The 16,173-nt window shown below is 71.8% G+C and carries 16 protein-coding genes; 5 read left to right on the forward strand and 11 right to left on the reverse strand.

The window, feature by feature from the left end:
• Window positions 1–67: 67 nt before the first annotated feature.
• Together BJ969_RS21490 and dapA are read right to left on the reverse strand one after the other, a co-directional pair.
• Entirely contained in the window at window positions 68–1,792 is a 1,725-nt protein-coding gene (locus BJ969_RS21490) for a ribonuclease J (RefSeq protein WP_281398351.1), read from the reverse strand.
• Entirely contained in the window at window positions 1,789–2,730 is a 942-nt protein-coding gene (gene dapA, locus BJ969_RS21495) for a 4-hydroxy-tetrahydrodipicolinate synthase (protein ID WP_184481441.1), read from the reverse strand. Before dapA ends, BJ969_RS21490 begins: the two co-directional genes overlap by 4 nt.
• 122 nt (window positions 2,731–2,852) lie before the next feature.
• Here dapA and BJ969_RS21500 point away from each other — a divergent pair, with 122 nt between their 5' ends.
• Window positions 2,853–3,173, forward strand: a complete 321-nt coding sequence (locus tag BJ969_RS21500) for a hypothetical protein (RefSeq protein ID WP_184481443.1) — start codon at window positions 2,853–2,855, stop codon at window positions 3,171–3,173.
• Between the two features lie 48 nt (window positions 3,174–3,221).
• On the opposite strand, the gene BJ969_RS21505 is transcribed toward BJ969_RS21500, so the two are convergent.
• From BJ969_RS21505 to thyX, 4 genes are all read right to left on the reverse strand, one after another.
• Window positions 3,222–3,848 carry a TIGR03085 family metal-binding protein gene (locus tag BJ969_RS21505; RefSeq protein ID WP_184481445.1) on the reverse strand — a complete coding sequence of 209 codons (627 nt, stop codon included), beginning with the start codon at window positions 3,846–3,848 and terminating at the stop codon, window positions 3,222–3,224.
• A gap of 19 nt (window positions 3,849–3,867) precedes the next feature.
• Entirely contained in the window at window positions 3,868–5,328 is a 1,461-nt protein-coding gene (locus BJ969_RS21510; RefSeq protein ID WP_343071527.1) for a serine/threonine-protein kinase, read from the reverse strand.
• A gap of 89 nt (window positions 5,329–5,417) precedes the next feature.
• The gene (locus BJ969_RS21515) at window positions 5,418–6,860 is read right to left on the reverse strand and encodes a serine/threonine-protein kinase (protein WP_343071528.1); all 1,443 of its coding nucleotides are present in this window, start codon (window positions 6,858–6,860) and stop codon (window positions 5,418–5,420) included.
• Between the two features lie 71 nt (window positions 6,861–6,931).
• Window positions 6,932–7,684 carry an FAD-dependent thymidylate synthase gene (thyX, locus tag BJ969_RS21520; RefSeq protein WP_184481448.1) on the reverse strand — a complete coding sequence of 251 codons (753 nt, stop codon included), beginning with the start codon at window positions 7,682–7,684 and terminating at the stop codon, window positions 6,932–6,934.
• A 185-nt stretch (window positions 7,685–7,869) separates the two neighbouring features.
• Here thyX and BJ969_RS21525 point away from each other — a divergent pair, with 185 nt between their 5' ends.
• The gene (locus tag BJ969_RS21525; protein WP_184481450.1) at window positions 7,870–8,442 is read left to right on the forward strand and encodes a toxin-antitoxin system HicB family antitoxin; all 573 of its coding nucleotides are present in this window, start codon (window positions 7,870–7,872) and stop codon (window positions 8,440–8,442) included.
• Between the two features lie 25 nt (window positions 8,443–8,467).
• Window positions 8,468–9,442, forward strand: a complete 975-nt coding sequence (locus tag BJ969_RS21530) for a DUF4097 family beta strand repeat-containing protein (RefSeq protein ID WP_184481452.1) — start codon at window positions 8,468–8,470, stop codon at window positions 9,440–9,442.
• Here BJ969_RS21530 and BJ969_RS21535 read toward each other — a convergent pair.
• A complete protein-coding gene (locus BJ969_RS21535) occupies window positions 9,426–10,655 on the reverse strand; it encodes a winged helix-turn-helix domain-containing protein (RefSeq protein WP_184481454.1) in 1,230 nt (409 codons plus the stop codon). The two genes, BJ969_RS21530 and BJ969_RS21535, sit on opposite strands and share 17 nt — an antisense overlap.
• 142 nt (window positions 10,656–10,797) lie before the next feature.
• Here BJ969_RS21535 and BJ969_RS21540 point away from each other — a divergent pair, with 142 nt between their 5' ends.
• Both BJ969_RS21540 and BJ969_RS21545 read left to right on the forward strand, forming a co-directional pair.
• Window positions 10,798–11,364 carry a GNAT family N-acetyltransferase gene (locus BJ969_RS21540; protein ID WP_184481456.1) on the forward strand — a complete coding sequence of 189 codons (567 nt, stop codon included), beginning with the start codon at window positions 10,798–10,800 and terminating at the stop codon, window positions 11,362–11,364.
• A gap of 300 nt (window positions 11,365–11,664) precedes the next feature.
• Window positions 11,665–12,156, forward strand: coding sequence for a hypothetical protein (locus tag BJ969_RS21545; protein WP_343071529.1), 492 nt, complete (start codon window positions 11,665–11,667; stop codon window positions 12,154–12,156).
• 131 nt (window positions 12,157–12,287) lie between these two features.
• Here the strand turns inward: BJ969_RS21545 and BJ969_RS21550 are convergent, their stop codons facing one another.
• From BJ969_RS21550 to BJ969_RS21565, 4 genes are all read right to left on the reverse strand, one after another.
• Window positions 12,288–12,533 (reverse strand): hypothetical protein, encoded by a 246-nt coding sequence (locus tag BJ969_RS21550; protein ID WP_184481458.1) that lies wholly within the window; start codon window positions 12,531–12,533, stop codon window positions 12,288–12,290.
• A gap of 23 nt (window positions 12,534–12,556) precedes the next feature.
• Window positions 12,557–12,760 carry a hypothetical protein gene (locus tag BJ969_RS21555; RefSeq protein ID WP_184481460.1) on the reverse strand — a complete coding sequence of 68 codons (204 nt, stop codon included), beginning with the start codon at window positions 12,758–12,760 and terminating at the stop codon, window positions 12,557–12,559.
• Window positions 12,761–12,945: 185 nt separating this feature from the next.
• On the reverse strand, window positions 12,946–14,193 hold the full coding sequence (locus tag BJ969_RS21560; protein ID WP_184481462.1) for a YeeE/YedE family protein: 1,248 nt from the start codon (window positions 14,191–14,193) through the stop codon (window positions 12,946–12,948).
• Between the two features lie 17 nt (window positions 14,194–14,210).
• A complete protein-coding gene (locus tag BJ969_RS21565; RefSeq protein ID WP_246457047.1) occupies window positions 14,211–15,959 on the reverse strand; it encodes a hypothetical protein in 1,749 nt (582 codons plus the stop codon).
• Between the last annotated feature and the right edge of the window lie 214 nt (window positions 15,960–16,173).

Here is a 16,173-nt window from a genome sequence, read left to right on the forward strand (position 1 = left end):
GGGGATATCCTCCGACGCCGCGCCGGAAATCCGGTGTGCGCACCGGATTTCCGACCGCGGCGAGAGGTCAGGAGCTCACCGGGAGCACGTTCGGGACGATCATGGGGCGGCGGCGGTACTTGTCCGCGACCCACTTGCCGACCACGCGGCGCACGGCCTGCGCGATGCGGTGCGTGTCGGCGATGCCTTCCGATTCGGTGCGCGCCAGCTCCATCTCCACCAGCGGCACCACGTCGTCCAGCGCCTTCGGGTCGTCGGAGAAACCGCGGCCGGAGATCGTCGGGCTCGACACCGCCCGGCCCGTCGCGGCCTCGACCGCCACGGTGATCGAGATGAAGCCGCCCTCGCCCAGCACCAGCCGGTCCGACAGCGTCGACTCGCCGACGTCACCGACGGACAGGCCGTCGACGTAGACGTGCCCGACCTCGACGCGACCGGTGACCTTCGCGATCCCGTCGACGAGGTCGACCACCACGCCGTCCTCGGCGATCACCACCCGCTCGGCGGCGACGCCGGTGAGCCGGGCCAGTTCGGCGTTCGCGCGCAGGTGGCGCCACTCGCCGTGCACCGGCATCACGTTGCTCGGGCGCACCGCGTTGTACAGGTACAGCAGCTCACCGGCGGAGGCGTGCCCGGAGACGTGGACCTTCGCCCCGCCCTGGTGCACCACGTCCGCGCCGAGCCGGACCAGGCCGTTGACCACACCGAACACCGCGGTCTCGTTGCCGGGGATCAGCGAGCTCGCCAGCACCACCGTGTCGCCGGCGCGGATCCGGATCTGCTTGTGCTCGCCGCGCGCCATCCGGGACAGCGCCGAGAGCGGTTCGCCCTGCGACCCCGTCGACACGAACAGCACCAGGTGCTCCGGCATCGCCAGCGCCTCGTCCAGCTCCACCAGCAGGCCCGGCGGCACCCGCAGGATGCCCAGGTCGTTGGCGATGCCCATGTTGCGCACCATCGAGCGGCCCACGAAGCAGACCTTGCGGCCGTGCGTCTCGGCCACGTCCAGCACCTGCTGCACGCGGTGCACGTGGCTGGCGAAGCAAGCCACGATCAGCCGTTGCGTCGCCTTGCCGATCACCCGGTCCAGCACGGGACCGATCTCGCGCTCCGGCGTCACGAAACCGGGCACCTCGGCGTTCGTGGAGTCCACCAGGAACAGGTCCACGCCCTCGTCGCCCAGGCGGGAGAACCCGGCCAGGTCGGTGAGCCTGCCGTCCAGCGGCAGCTGGTCCAGCTTGATGTCACCGGTGTGCAGCACCACGCCCGCGGACGTGCGGATCGCGACCGCCAGCGCGTCCGGGATCGAGTGGTTGACCGCGAAGAACTCCAGGTCGAACACGCCGTGCTTGCTGTGCTGGCCCTCGGCGACCTCGATCAGCACCGGGTCCTGGCGGTGTTCCTTGCACTTCGCCGCCAGCAGCGCCAGCGTGAACTTCGAGCCGACGACCGGCAGGTCCGGGCGCAGCCGCAGCAGGAACGGCACCGCGCCGATGTGGTCCTCGTGGCCGTGCGTGAGCACCACGGCCTCGACGTCGTCCAGCCGGTTCTCGATCGCCCCGAAGTCAGGCAGGATCAGGTCGACACCGGGCGAGTCGTCCTCCGGGAACAGCACCCCGCAGTCGACGATGAGCAGCTTGCCCTCGTGCTCGAACACGGTCATGTTGCGGCCGACTTCGCCGATGCCGCCGAGCGCGGTCACCCGCAGCCCGCCCTCGGGCAGGGCCGGTGGCGGCGCCGACGCGGTCGGCGTCACGGGGTGGTTTTCGGAAGATGTTGCGCGAGCGCTCAACGGTGCACCTCTGCTGCGGCATCGGGATTGACCAGGACCAGACCGGCGTCCCACAGATCGCTGGTGATCACCCGCACCTGCTCATCGGTGGCCTGCGGCAACGGCAGCCGGGGATGCCCGGTCTCATAACCGCACAACCGCAGCGCCGTCTTCGAGAAGATCACACCACCCACGAAGTTCATCGACCGGTAGACCGGCATCAGGCCGACGTGCACGTCCCTGGCGGTGGCGATGTCGCCCGCTTCGTAGGCGTCGAGCATCTTGCGCAGCCGATCGCCGACGACGTGCCCGATCACGCTGACGAAGCCGACCGCGCCCACCGACAACCACGGCAGGTTCAGCGGGTCCTCGCCGGAGTAGTAGGCCAAGTCGCTGTTGGACAGCACCTCGCTGCCCGCCCACAGGTCGTGCTTGGAGTCCTTCACGGCCTTGATCTGCGGGTGTTCCGCGAGCCGCTTGAGCGTGTCGGTGTGGATGGGCACCACCGAGCGGGGCGGGATGTCGTAGAGCATCACCGGCAGCTCGGTCGCGTCGGCCACCGTCGTGAAGTGCGACAGCAGCCCCTCCTGCGGGGGGCGCGAGTAGTACGGGGTCACCACGAGCAGCCCGTGCGCGCCGGCCTTTTCCGCGGTGCGGGCCAACTCCACGGAGTGCGCGGTGTTGTTCGTGCCCGCTCCGGCGACCACCGTCGCGCGGTCCCCTACCGCTTCGACGACGGCGCGCAGCAACTGCTCTTTCTCGTCATCACTGGTCGTGGGGCTTTCACCCGTCGTGCCGTTGACGACCAGGCCGTCGTTTCCGACGTGATCGACGAGGTAGGTCGCGAGCTCCTGAGCCAGCGCCAGGTCGAGCTTCCCGTCCGCGTCGAACGGCGTCACCATGGCGGTCAGGACCCGGCCGAACGGCCGACCTTCAGTGGCGGTGGGACAGACGGTCATAGCCCTTGACGCTACCTGGTGAGTCCACTGGTCAGCGCGCCGCATCGACGGCGCCGGGCGGCACCGCGCCCCAGCACCGAAGATCGCGGAAACCTCGCGGCCCGAAACCCTGAATGCCGTTCATGTTCCCGCAGATCAGCGCGACGACAACCGGATTTCCGCGACACGAACCGAAATCGAGCCAGTGGAGCGAAACCTGCCGTACGACCGAAGGTAGTGCCTGCCACCGCGCAGCGATCCCGTCGGAGAGCGGCTCGCTGATTCATCGTTCCAGACGAGCGGCGTTGGTGGCCGTTGTCCTGTCAGCGGCGAAGCCGCTGAGCGGTGATCAGCCTGAGCAACAGAACCACCGGCGGGTTCTCAGCGGCTTCCTCGCGAGGACGGCTTTTTTCCTCGTGGCGGAGCCACTCGGAAAAAAGATCCCGCAGCGAGGAAGCCGCTGAGGTTCCGCCACCCGACCCCTACTCAGGCCGAGATCAAAGACAGGCAGGTCAGAACGAGCGGCGCAGGTCTTCCACTGCGAGCACGTCTGCTTCGTTCCCGTCGATGTCGACGCGCACCTGGCGGCGGCTGAACGCGTGCAGCAGCAGTTCGCTCGGTTCACCGCTGATGCGCACCGTGCGCGGGCCGCGCTTCGCGGCGATCTCGGTGCCGTCCGGACGGCGCAGCACCACGCCGACGGGGCTGCGGCCGTAGAAGACCTTCGCCACCCGGGACAACGATTTCCACAGCGCCTCTTCGCGCTCCGGCTCGGACGGCCGCGGCTGCCATCCCGGCTGCGCCCGCCGCACGTCCTCGTGGTGCACGAAGAACTCGGCGGTGTTGACCGTCTCGTCCACGGCGCCGATGGCCAGCGGGTTCCACTTCGGCGCGCCTTCGCGCACGGTGGCGATCAGTTCCGGCCAGGGCTGCTCGCGCAGACCCTGCTCCACCTTGTCGCCGCGCTCGGCCAGCGCCTTGACGAACTTGCCCGCCAGCGCGTCGGGGCGCCGTTCGCGCAGCACCAGGTGCACCGCGAGGTCCTTGGTCTTCCACTCACCGCACAGCGTCGGCGCGTCCGGCCCGACCCGGTCGAACAGGTCGCACAGTTCACGGCGCTCGTCATTGGCCACACCCATGCGCTCACCTTACCGGGGTTCAGTCGGCGGCGACCGGTGTCGTCAGCGGCGTGCCGTCGGCGCTGCGCACGTAGCAGTGCACGATCTGCGAACCCTCGTCGTTGGCGCTGTCGCCGTCGAGCGACGTCCGCCGCTTGGCTTCCCACGCCTGCGCGGTGGGGATCACCGCGCCGTAGCGCAACGTCCGTTCCTTGTCCGGGTGGTCGATCTTGTCGGTGGCGAAGTGCGCGCCGCACATGCCTTCGGCGAACCGCGCCAGTTCGCGCTGCCCGGGGTAGCTGACGTCGCTGGTCGACCGCCCGCCGAACACGTCCCCGCTGGCGTAGATCTCCACGTCGTGCGCGGAATCGCACGGCCGGAACCGATCCTGCGCGACGCGGTCGCCCGGCTCCAGCGCGGTGTCCGCGCACGGGTTGTCCTCGCCCAGGTCGAACGGCTCCACGTCACCGCCCGGACCGTAGGTCAGCGTCGGCTGCTGGGGGCCCGCGACGAGCGGATTGGCCCCGGGCGCGGCCTGGGGCCCACCTGGATCACCGGCGACCGGCAGGTTCCTGCCGAGCAGCAGGCCCGCGACGAACAGGAGCACCGCGGCGGGCACCGCCCCGACCAGCCACCACCGCCGCGATCCGGACGTCGCCGCGCGCCCCGGTTCCGCGCGGTGCGGATCGGACAGCAGCGCACGAGCCTGGATCGAGGTGAGCCGGGCGCGGGGATCGGTGGTGAGCAGGCCCGCGACCAGCTCGCCGACCGCCCCGTGGTCCCGGGACATCCGGGGCGTCTCGTTGAGCACCGCGTGCAGCGTCGCCGCCGTGGTCTGCCGGTCGAACGGCAACCACCCCTCCAGAGCGAAGAACAACGTCGCGCCCAGCGACCACAGGTCGCTCGCGGGTGTCGCATCCGCGCCCTGGATGCGTTCCGGAGCCATGAACGCCGGGGAGCCGATGAGCGCGCCGGTCGTGGTCAGGCGCGGATCGTCGACGGTCTGCGCGATCCCGAAATCGGCCAGCTTCACCCCGCCGCTGCCCGAGATCATGATGTTGCTCGGCTTCACGTCCCGGTGCACGATCCCCGCCGCGTGCGCCGCCTCCAACGCGGACAGCAACCGCAAGGCGAGGTCCGCCACCTGGGCCGGGGGCATCGGCCGCTGCGGCCCCACGACGTCGCTGAGCGTGACGGGGTCCACCAGTTCCATCACGATGAACGTGGCGCCGTTCTCGGCGAACACGTCGTGCACCGTGACCACCCCGGGATCGCTGAGCCTGCCCGCGACCTGCACCTCCCGCATGAGGCGCTCGTCGAGCACCCGCCGTTCCGCCTCCGGGACGCCTTCCGGCACGTGGAGCTGCTTGATCGCGACGTCCCGGTTGATCCTGGCGTCGCGGGCGCGCCAGACGACGCCCATGCCGCCGCGCCCCAGCTCCCCGGTCACCTCGTAGCGACCTCCGGCGAGGCGCATTCCCGCATCCTTGCGCTCCTGCACCGCACACCCCTCCCTGCGATCGCGGAGCGACGATCATGTCACGGCGAGTAAGGGCCGCGGTCCTCGTTCGCCGATTCCGCCGGACCGCCTCAACCCGTGGCGAGCGAGGTCGTCAACCGCGTTCCGTCCGCGGTGCGCAGGTAGCAGTGCACGGCCTGCGCACCGTCGTCGGAGTCGCTGTCGTCGTCCGTCGCGGTCTGCCGCTTGAGCTCCCAGGAGCGCTCCGAAGGCACCAGCGCGCCGTAGCGCAGCGCGGCGTCCTTGCCCGGCAGGACGATCTTGTCCGAGGCGAAGTACGCGGCGCACATCCCTTCGCCGAACCGGGCGAGCTCCGCCTCCCCCGGGTAGGCGATGTCGTTGGTGGAGCCGCTGCCGAACGGATCTCCCGATGCGTATATCTCCAGGTCGTGCGGCTCCGAGCAGCGGCGGACCTCCTGCTCCGGCACGGTCGAACCGGCTCTCGGCGTGCCGACCGCGCACGGGTCCGACTTGCTCGGCGCGAAGGTCTCCAGGTCACCGCCCGGTCCGTAGCTCAGCGTCGCCTCCTCCGCTTCCGGGACGCCGGGGACCAGCGCGAACCGGCCGAGCAGCAGACCGGCCACGAACAGCACCACCGCCGCCGCGATCAGCGGCCTGCGGCCGAATCCACCCGCACGAGCGGACGACCGCACCGGGGCCGTACCTGCCGGGACCTGCGCCGTCGCCGCCGGACCGGGTCCGGTGGCCAGCAGCGCGCGGGCCTGCGCGGAGGTGAAGCGGGCACGCGGGTCGGCGATGAGCAAACCCATGATCAGCGATCCGAGCGGGCCCTGGGTCCGAGTCATCCGGGGCGTCTCGTTGAGCACCGCGTGCAGCGTCGCCGCCGTGGTCTGCCGGTCGAACGGCAACCACCCCTCGGCGGCGAAGAACAACGTCGCGCCCAGCGACCACAGGTCGCTGGCGGGTGTCGCGTCCGCGCCCTGGATGCGTTCCGGGGCCATGAACGACGGCGAGCCGATGATGCTGCCGCTGGTGGTCAACCGCGTGTCGTCCAGGGTCTGCGCGATCCCGAAGTCGGCCAGCTTCACCCCGCTGCCCGAGATCATGATGTTGCTCGGCTTCACGTCCCGGTGCACGATCCCCGCCGCGTGCGCGGCCTCCAACGCGGACAGCAACCGCCGGGCCAGGTCCAGGACCTGTTCCGGGGGCATCGGACCGCGTTCGCCGACGACCTCGGTGAGCGTGCCCGCCAGCACCAGCTCCATCACGATGAACGTGCCGCCCGCTTCGCTGAGCACGTCGAACACCGTGACCACCGCCGGGTCGCTGAGCCGGCCCGCGGCCCGCGCCTCCCGCAGCACCCGTTCCTCGAACACGGCCCGCTCCGCGGGCGGCACCCCGTCCGGGACGTGCAGCTGCTTGATCGCGACCTCGCGGCCGATCACCTGGTCCCAGGCCCGCCAGACGATGCCCATGCCGCCGCGACCGAGCTCACCGGTCACCTGGTAGCGGCGCCCGATCGTGCGCGTCAGCGCATCCGTCCGTTCCACCACGCCCGCCCCTCCCCCACTTCGTCCTGAAACGTTCATCCCATCGGACGAAAGAGGGTCGGGCGCGGTTCCCGTCAGCCTTCGCTGACGAAGGGGCTGGAAGCGACCTCGGAACCGTCCTTGAGGGCGGTGATCTCGAAGTCGCCGAACACGTTCGGCGCGGTCTTCTGCAGCTGCCGCAGGCACTCCACGGCGAGCGAGCGGATCTCGACGTCCGCGTGCTCGCTGGCGCGCATCGCCACGAAGTGCCGCCACGCGCGGTAGTTCCCGCTGACGACGATGCGGGTCTCGGTGGCGTTGGGCAGCACCGCGCGCGCGGCCTGCCGCGCCTGCTTGCGGCGCAGGGTGGCCTTCGGCTCGTCCGCGAACTTCTCCTGCAGCGCGTCTAGCAGCTCGGTGTAGGCGGCGACGCTGGCCTCGGTGGCGCGCACGAACTTCTCGTGCAGCTCCGGGTCCTCGGCGATCACGTCGGGCTCGACCACCGCGGCGTCGCGTTCCGGCACGTAGCGCTGGGACAGCTGCGAGTAGGAGAAGTGCCGGTGCCGGATCAGCTCGTGGGTCAGCGACCGCGACATGCCGGTCAGGTAGAAGGTGACCGAGCCGTGCTCCAGCACCGAGAGGTGGCCGACCTCCATGATGTGCCGGAGGTAGCCGGCGTTGGTCGCCGTCGCCGGGTTCGGCTTGTGCCAGGACTGGTAGCAGGCCCGGCCGGCGAACTCCGCGAGCGCCTGGCCGCCGTCCGCGTCGGTGGACCACTCCACGTCGGCCGGCGGGAAGAACTCGGTCTTGCCGATCAGCTGGACCTTCGGCGGCACGATGTCGGTCACGGTGCGCGGACCCTTCTCGGTCGGAGTGCGGATGTCCTGCCGCACGCCCGCGGCCGGGCGCCGGCGGCTTCGAGCGTAACCGGCCACCCCGACGCCCAGGCCCGACCGCCACGACCGCACCGATGACGACCCGCTGACACCATCGTGTCCTTGCGCGACGTCACCTGCGACGCCATAGTGGCGTCATGGACCTCAGCCCTTACATCGCCCAGCTCCGGGAAGACCTCGGCTCCGCCGCGTCGGCGGGCGACGAGCAGACCCGGCAGACCGCCGCCGCGCTGTCGGCCGCGATCGAGCCCGCCACCCGGCTCGCGATCATGAACGCGCTCTCCGACCTCGCCGCGGAAGTGACGACGCACCTGGACGGCCAGGTGGTCGACGTCCGGCTGGACGGCCGCGATGTCCGCGTCGTCGTCAGCGGCGGCGGCACCGCGCGCTCGACCGCGGCCGAGGAGGAACGACCACCCACTCCGCCGCCCGGTGCCGACGGCGGCGACATCAGCCGGATCACCCTGCGCCTGCTCGACGAGATCAAGGGGCAGGCCGAGCAGGCGGCGTCGACGCAAGGCGTCTCGCTCAACACCTGGGTGGCGCAGGCCGTGCAGGGCGCACTGCACGGCGGCCGACCGCGCGGCCCGTGGGACCACCGCCCCGGGCGCGGTCCGGGTTGGGGAGGCCCGCCCGGCTCCGGCCGCTGGCGTCCGGACGGGCCGGACGACGGCCCCGGTTCACGGCTCCACGGCTGGGTGCACGGCTGAGCGCGACGGGAAGGCGGACGAGGCGATGAGCGGCAACGGCACGGGCGGACCGAATTCCGAGGAGTCCGCCGGTCGGGAACCGAACGATCTGGTGCGGACGCAGGACTTCGACACCGCGGCTCCCATCGAGGTCGACATCGGCAACAGCATCGGGTCGATCACGGTGGAGCTGGCGACGACGGACGTCACGCACGTCGAGGTGCGCCACGATTCCGCGGCGGGCGGCACCGATTGGCGCAGCGGGCTCACCGGCCTGCTGAGCTGGGTCAGCGATCAGTTCGGTGATGCGGCGCAGCGCGGCGGTCTCGGTGAACGCGCCTTCGGCGAGCGCGGACTGCGCGAACCGATGGCCGAGGCGGTGCGCCAGACCCGCATCGACATGACCGGCAACCGGCTCACGGTGCGAACTCCGAGCACGGTGCCGCTGCGCACGGTCCCGTTGGCGGTGACCGTCCGGGCACCGGCGGAGTCCCAGCTGGGGCTGCGCTCGGCGAGCGGCGACGTGCGGGTGACCGGACCGGCGGGCCGGGTGCAGGTGCAGTCCGGCGGCGGCGCGGTCTCGGTCGAGCAGGCCGCGGGCAACGCGGTCGCCCGCACCGGCTCCGGGGCGTTGCGCTTGGGCGACATGGCCGCCGGGGTGCAGGCGCGCAGCGGCAGCGGCGATGTGGAGGTCGTGTCCGTGCGGGCAGCGTCCTCGGTGGTGACCGGGAGCGGTTCGGTGTGGCTGGGCGCCGTGGAATCGGACGTGCTGGTGCGCTCGGGCAGCGGTGACGTCGCCATCGCCGACGCCGCGGCGGGCCAGATCGAGCTCATCACCGGGTCGGGCGGGTTGCGGGTCGCGCTGCGGCACGGGACCGACGCGGAGGTCGACCTCACGTCCACCACCGGGGCCGTGCACAGCGACCTCGTGGTCTCCGAGGAAGCCACCGCCGCGGAACCGGCGTTGCGGATCTTCGGCCGCAGCGGCAGCGGGGACGCGCTGCTCACGTCCGCCGTGTGAGGGCGCGCAGCGCTTCGACGAGGCGATCGTCGCCGCGCGATCCGATGACGATCCCGTCCAGTCCCAGCCAACCGGCCATCTCGCTGAGGGCGTCGGCGAGTTCCGGGGCGATCACCGCGGGGTCCTGGCCGGGTTCGGCGAAGGCTCCGGGAACCCGCAGCACCTTCGCCGCCCGGTCCGCCTTCAGGTCGACGCGGCCGACCAGTTCACCGTTGAGCAGGAAGGGGAACACGTAGTAGCCGTACTCCCGCTTGGGCTCCGGGACGTAGATCTCGATGCGGTAGCGGAAGCCGAACAACCGCTCGGCGCGGGACCGCTCCCAGATCAGCGGATCGAACGGGCACAGCAGGGCGCGTCCGCGAACGCGTCGAGGCGTGCGAGCCGCGGCGTGCAGGTACGCCTGCTGCCGCCAGCCCGCCACGGCAACGGGTTCGAGTTCGCCGCCGTCGACGAGCTCTGCCACGGCTCGCCGGGATTGCGACGGGCTCAGCCGGTAGTAGTCGCGGAGGTCGGACTCGGTGGCCACCCCGAGCGCCGCGGCGGACCGCAGCACCAGTTCGCGAACGGCGTCCTCTTCGGCGGGGTCGTGGGTGAGCACGTCGGACGGCAGCACCCGTTCCGGCAGGTCGTAGAGCCGTTCGAACCCCTTGCGGGTACCGGTGGTGAGCTCGCCCATGGCGAACAGGAGCTCGCAGACTCGCTTGGTGTCGGTGCGGTTCCACCATGGACCGCGCCCTTGGCGGACGTCACCACCGATCTCCCGCTCCAAGGTGCCCGCACCGACGGGGCCGAGGTCTTTGACGGCCGCGAGCACGTCATCGACCAAGCCGGGCGAGTTCTCCAGCAGTTCGCGCGACCGGCTGCGCCAGGAGCCGCCGTACATCCGCATCCGCCACCGCAGCAGCGACCAGTCCCGCACGGGGATCAGCGACGCCTCGTGCGCCCAGTACTCGACGAACAGCCGCGGTTTGGCGGCGGTCGACGACCAGGCCGCGTCGTCGAGCAGCGCAGCGGGATAAGCGCCGAGGCGGCTGAACAGCGGCATGTAGTGCGCCCGGACCGCGACGTTCACCGAATCCAGCTGCAGCAGTTTGGTGCGGCTCAACGCCCGGTTCAGGTGTTGACGGGTCACCTGCCCGGTGGGCCGGGAATCGGTGAAACCTTGGGCCGCCAGCGCGGTGCGCCGGGCCGCGGCGGCGCTCATGGTCTGCATTCGCGAAATGGTGCCATCCCGGACTGACAGTCCGGACCTCCGAACCGATCTTCCTGCTCGGATGCGCCACGCCGGTCGGTCGCGCGCCCCGGTGATCCCCTGCCCCCGGGTGCCAGGGAGCGCGGGCGCTAGGTTGGCGCGCATGGCTGATGCCGAGGTGCGGGCCGCGACGCCCGCCGACGCCCCCGAGATCGCCCGGATCCAGCTCGCGACCTGGCGCAGCGCGTACGGGGAACTGCTGCCGCCGGAGGTGCTCGCCGGACTGGACGAAGCGGAGACGGCTCAGCAGTGGACCGAGGCCCTCAGCGACGGGCCGACGACGGTGCTGGTCGCCGCCGAAGGCGACTGGCTCGTCGGGTTCTGCGTGGCGGGCCCCGCTCCCGAGCAGGAAGCAGCGGCTGCGGACGGTGCCGCACCGGCCGACCTGGCGACCGTCGCCTTGGTGAGCACGGTGCTCGTCGAACCCCGTTGGGGCCGCCGCGGACACGGCGGGCGGCTGCTGGCGACGATGGCGCAGCGCCTCACCGAGGGCGGCGCGACGCGCGGCATCAGCTGGATCCCGGAGGCCGATTCGGTGTCCCAAGCCTTCTTCGAACACGCGGGCTGGGTCCCGGACGGAACGGTGCGCACCCTCGACGCGGGCGGCCGTCCGGTGCGCGAGCTGCGGCTCTCCGGCCCGCTCGACCTGCATTTGCACCACCACGAATGATCCGGGCACCGCGTACGACGGCGATCTCGAATCCGCGCATTCACCGGAAATTCATCCCTTCGGCCGCGAAACCGCGAACTCGGCGCAAATGCACAACCCGCCCGCCGCGACTTCTCGGCGAGCACCGATCGAGCTGAACCCGAAGGCCCGGCCTCCGGGAGGCACGACGATTTTCGCTGCGTAGTGGAACTGCTCGAAGAATGGTGCGGAAAACGCGGCACTGAATACCCGTGCACCGAGTAGCGCCACCGCGGTGTTGCTAGCCTGTGGCGGACCGCACTCCGACATTCGGGTGGACATGTGCTGACGTCGATCGGATTGATCGCCACCGCCTTCGGCATGTCCGTGGCCTCCGCGCTGGTGCCGGTGATCAGCGTCGAGATCTTCGTGGTCGGCTTGGTCGTCAAGAGCCCGGAATTGCCGTGGTGGCTGCTGGCCCTGGTCGTGACCGTCGGCCAGATCGGCGGGAAGCTGCTGTACTACTACGCGGCCCGCGGCCTGATCCGGCTGCCGCGCTTCATGCAGCGCAAGAGCGATCCGGGACGACACCCGGGCCGGTGGGCCGCGTGGCTGGAGCGCTTCCGCTTCAGCTGCCAGACCCGCCCGGTGTGGGCGGGCGGTGTGCTGCTGCTCAGCGCGACGGCGAGCCTGCCGCCGTTCCTGGCGACGTGCGTGATCGCCGGCTGGGCCCGGGTACCGGTGAGCACCTTCCTGATCACGGGGCTGGTGGGCCGCTTCGCGCGTTTCGCCGCGTTGGCCGTCGCCCCCGGCATCATGATCGCCTGGCTCTGACCACCGGGAACGCACGGACGCCGCCGCACCTGGACCACGCGTTCGTGTCCAGTGCGGCGGCGACCGTCCGCTCCTGATCCCGCGCGGTGCGCCGCGGCGACTACAGCACGGGAGATCGGTGCTCATCGAGGTCAGGGCAGCGGCAGCAGCTTCCCGGGGACCCCGGCGACGGAATCGAGCAGCCCGAGCACCGGGATGCCCAGCGGCGCGAAGGTCCACTTGTTGTGCAGGTCCCCGGTGTCCGGCTGGTCGACGATCACGACGCCGTCCTCTTCCGGGGCGGGCTGCGGTGCGGCGACGGCGGTCGCGGCGGAGCCCAGCAGGGCGGTGCCGACGAGTGCGGAGGCGGCGAGGCCGCGGCGCAACGAGGCGTTCATGGTGAGGGTTCCTTTCCGGAGGGTCAGCTCAGCGCGTCGAGCAGGCCGACGACGGGGTTGAGGGCGGCGGTGGGCAGTCCGACCGTCGGGCTGAGCAGGCCGCCCGCGTCGACGCCCGGGATGATCCAGATGGACGGCGGGTCGGCCTGCGCGACACCGGCCCCGAGCCCGAGCAGGGCGAGACTCGTGACGACCGCGGCGGTCGCCCTGGCGACACTTCTCGACATGGTGTTCTCCTTCTTCCTTCCAACCCGCCGAGCGGCGGGAAGTCTCCGGCGCCCCGGTCGATCCGAGGCGGTGCGGTGCTCTCGGCACCACCTGCGCTGCGCAGCCGCGCACCGTTCGCTCCGGCCGCCGCGGTCTCAGCGGTGGCACCGCCGAGCGGTGAAGCGGCCGGAGCACCGGCGGGCCCTCAGCAGACGGCGTCGGTGGGTTTGGGGTTCCCCAGGCCGAACAGAGGGCGCAGCAGCAACCCGGCGTAGGTGCCCGCGATGGCGAGCACGCCCCACAGCCAGCCGTGCAGGCTGAACGAGGCGATGCCGGAGAAGTAGGCGCCGATGTTGCAGCCGCCCGCGAGCCGGGCGCCGATGCCCATCAGGACGCCGCCGAGCACGGCGCCGACGGCGAGCCGCCACGGGATGCGGCGGTGCAGCACGAACGCGCCCGCGGCCGCGGAGGCGATCAGCGCGCCGATCATGATCCCGAAGTCCATCACCGAGATCTTGTCGGCGAGCACGGACGCGTCGAGCTTCGCGGCGTTCTCCGGAATGGCCCAGAACGGGGCGTCGGAGATGTCGATGCCGATCCAGCCGAGGAACTTCGCGCCCCACAGCCCGAACGCCGAGGTGATGCCCCAGGGCCCGCCGGAGATGAACAGGGTCAGCGCGTTGAGCCCGGCGAGCAGCAGCGCCCCGGCCCACAGCGGCCAGGAGCCGCGCAGCACCCGCAGCAGGCCCTGCGCGGTGGGCGGTGCGTCGATCGGCGGCGGGGTGCGGCGGCGCTCGACGAACAGCGACACGGCGACCACCGCACCGATGATCACCAGGGAGATCAGCAGCGCGCCCGGATATCCCAGCGGGGTGTCGGCGAACGACACCGTCGGCCCGGTCTTCTGCAGCGCGCTGATCCACGGGGCGAGGAAGGCGCTGAGCACGGATCCGGCGATGAACCCGCCGAGCGTGTAGAGGATCGCGGTCTGGCCGCTGCCGACGGCGAACAGCGTGCCGGAGGCGCACGAGCCGCCGACCTGCATGCCGACGCCGAACAGGAACGAACCGAGGATCACGCCGAGCCCGGCGGGTGCGACGGTGCCTTCGGGCGCGCCGGACAGGCCGAGCCCCGCGCCGAGGATCACCGCGAACAGCGCGCAGGCCACGGCGAGCATCAGCATGTGCGCGCGCAGCGCCCGGCCTTGTCCGACGGCGACGAGCTGCCGCCACGCCGAGGTGAAGCCGAACCGGGAGTGGAACAGCACGGTGCCGAGGGCGAGGCCGACGACGTAGAGCACCGCGAGCTTCCAGCCCGCCTCGTGGGCGACGGCGAGGCCGACGACGACGGCCAGCAGGACGCCGAGGGTGACGACGCCGGGCCGCGCGGGCGGGGCCGCGGGCGGTGGCGGTGGCGGGGTTCTCTGTTCGCTGATCGTGTCCACTGCGGACATGCGGTCTCTCCTTGATTTCAGGGGGTCAGGGGGCCGGAGACGGCAACAACGGTGCCACGTGGAACCCACTGACCGGCAGGTTCGGAGCCGTGCATTCCGCCACTCATCCCCGGCATGTTCATCTGCATCGCGTCGACCTTGGCGGAGGCGTAGACGACGACGGGGTCGTCGATGACCTGGCCACGTGCGGCGAGCCAGGTGTCGAATCCGGCGACCGACGGCGGTTCGCCGCCGAACGCCTCGGACAGCGCCATCCCGTATTCGAGGGAGCGGTAGTCGCGGGGGTCGAAGCGCAGCGGCGCGGCGGAGCTGGCGGTGGTCGTCGTGACGGGGCTGTGCATCAGCCACGGCGCGAGGTGCACGCCGTAGAGGTGCAGCGGCGCCTCGTTCTGCGATGCCGCGATCGAGTCGAGGTGTTCGGCGGCCTGCGTCCAGCCGCCCACGAGGATCAGCGCGCGGTCGGGGTGCGGCGCGTCGCCGGTGGGCAGCCCGGCTTGCGCCGCCGCCTCGCGCACGACGTCCGCCGCGTGCCGGGAGCGCGGCGAGTCGTCGCCGAGCACGGTGATGCCGGGTGCGCCGTTGCGGTGGATGTAGCCGACGAGTTCGCGCAGCGCCTCGGCGTCGTCGTCCGCGAGCGCCTCGGCGGGGCAGGATTCCAGCGGCGCGCGCTGCCCGGCGACGAGCCCGGCGAGCGCGACGCTGGCGCATTCCGGTCCGTCCGGCCCGGTGGAGCCGGGCACGGCGGGTCCGTCGCCGGTGTCGACTTCGACGCTGCCCTGCTCGTCACCGCCGGTGCGCCGTAGTTCGACGTCGCTGCGACCGGCGGGCAGGTCCACTTCGGCCCACGTACCGGAGGTGCCGGGCCGGGGCTGCGCCCGCACCGGGGTGCCGCCGGCCTCGACGGTGATGTCATCGGTGACGCTCTCGGGCAGGTGCACCAGGTTGCGGCCGGGGCGGTGCGGGGTGATCAGCACCGGCACGTCCTGGTCGGCGACGGTCGCGTGCGCGAGTCGCGGCACTCCCGGCTGCGGCAGTTCACCGGGTTTCGGGATGCCGGGCAGCACGGTCCACGCGACGAAGGCCACGGCGACGGCGGCGGCGCCGTACCGGTAGATCCGCCACGGGTCGCCGCGCCGCAGCAGCACCGCAAGGACGGCGACGACGAGGGCGGCCGCGACGATGAGCAGCAGCACCGCGCCGAATCCGGTCAGCAGCCGCCGGTCGGCGATGCCGGTGAGCACGAGTTGCACGGCGGCGGCCACGACGAGCACGGCGGCCAGCGCCAGTGCGAGCGGTCCGGGTCGCAGTGCGCCTCCGGACCGGTGTTCGGCGGGCACGGTGAGCCCGATGCCGGTCAGCCCGAACCAGGTGACGACGGCCGCGGTGACGACGGTGGTGACGAAGAACTCGGCGGGCGAGTGCCCGAGGGCGCTTTCCACCACGACGAGCACGGTGAGCGCGAAGCCCAGGTAGGCGGCGGGGGTGGGCCACCGCAGCGCGATCGGCAGCGCCAGCAGCAGCACGGCGTGCAGCACCGCGACGGTGCCGTTGACGTCGAGAACGGGGATCGACAGCAGGCTCGCCGCAGCGCCCGCCGCGGCCGCGGCCCAGGCCGTCCACGTCGTGGCTCGGCCGGTCACGCGGACCGTGGGGCGCAGCAGTCCGAGCCCGGCGGCCACCGCGGTCCCACCGAGCAGCAGCACGCGCAGCAGCAGCCCCGCGGCGTCCACCCCGGCCACTCCGGTGCCCGAATGCATACCGCTCATGTCCATCGAGAGAACCTCACTCCAGCAGAATTTCCCGGCGCAGCGGGGGAAATCAGGTGTCGCGCCCTGGCGGGGCCGGCGGGCCGGGCTTGCGACGCACGTTCCGGGCGGGCACCGGTGGGAAGCGCGGTGGTGAACCGGCTCCCCACCGGTGCCCGAGGACTTCGGGGGTCGTTGCAGGATGATCTTTTGGTAGTTGTCTTGTCAGTGGCGA

This window comes from Saccharopolyspora gloriosae (genome assembly GCF_014203325.1).
GTDB lineage: Bacteria > Actinomycetota > Actinomycetes > Mycobacteriales > Pseudonocardiaceae > Saccharopolyspora_C > Saccharopolyspora_C gloriosae.

What these genes read in the sequence shown, in the direction of transcription:
- BJ969_RS21525 (WP_184481450.1), top strand. Translation starts at nt 7,870, where the DNA reads ATGGACCTCAGCCCTTACATCGCCCAGCTCCGGGAAGACCTCGGCTCC.
- BJ969_RS21555 (WP_184481460.1), bottom strand. Translation starts at nt 12,760, where the DNA reads ATGTCGAGAAGTGTCGCCAGGGCGACCGCCGCGGTCGTCACGAGTCTC.
- BJ969_RS21500 (WP_184481443.1), top strand. Translation starts at nt 2,853, where the DNA reads ATGTTCCCGCAGATCAGCGCGACGACAACCGGATTTCCGCGACACGAA.
- BJ969_RS21565 (WP_246457047.1), bottom strand. Translation starts at nt 15,959, where the DNA reads ATGAGCGGTATGCATTCGGGCACCGGAGTGGCCGGGGTGGACGCCGCG.
- BJ969_RS21550 (WP_184481458.1), bottom strand. Translation starts at nt 12,533, where the DNA reads ATGAACGCCTCGTTGCGCCGCGGCCTCGCCGCCTCCGCACTCGTCGGC.
- BJ969_RS21560 (WP_184481462.1), bottom strand. Translation starts at nt 14,193, where the DNA reads ATGTCCGCAGTGGACACGATCAGCGAACAGAGAACCCCGCCACCGCCA.
- dapA (WP_184481441.1), bottom strand. Translation starts at nt 2,730, where the DNA reads ATGACCGTCTGTCCCACCGCCACTGAAGGTCGGCCGTTCGGCCGGGTC.
- BJ969_RS21530 (WP_184481452.1), top strand. Translation starts at nt 8,468, where the DNA reads ATGAGCGGCAACGGCACGGGCGGACCGAATTCCGAGGAGTCCGCCGGT.
- BJ969_RS21505 (WP_184481445.1), bottom strand. Translation starts at nt 3,848, where the DNA reads ATGGGTGTGGCCAATGACGAGCGCCGTGAACTGTGCGACCTGTTCGAC.
- BJ969_RS21535 (WP_184481454.1), bottom strand. Translation starts at nt 10,655, where the DNA reads ATGCAGACCATGAGCGCCGCCGCGGCCCGGCGCACCGCGCTGGCGGCC.
- BJ969_RS21540 (WP_184481456.1), top strand. Translation starts at nt 10,798, where the DNA reads ATGGCTGATGCCGAGGTGCGGGCCGCGACGCCCGCCGACGCCCCCGAG.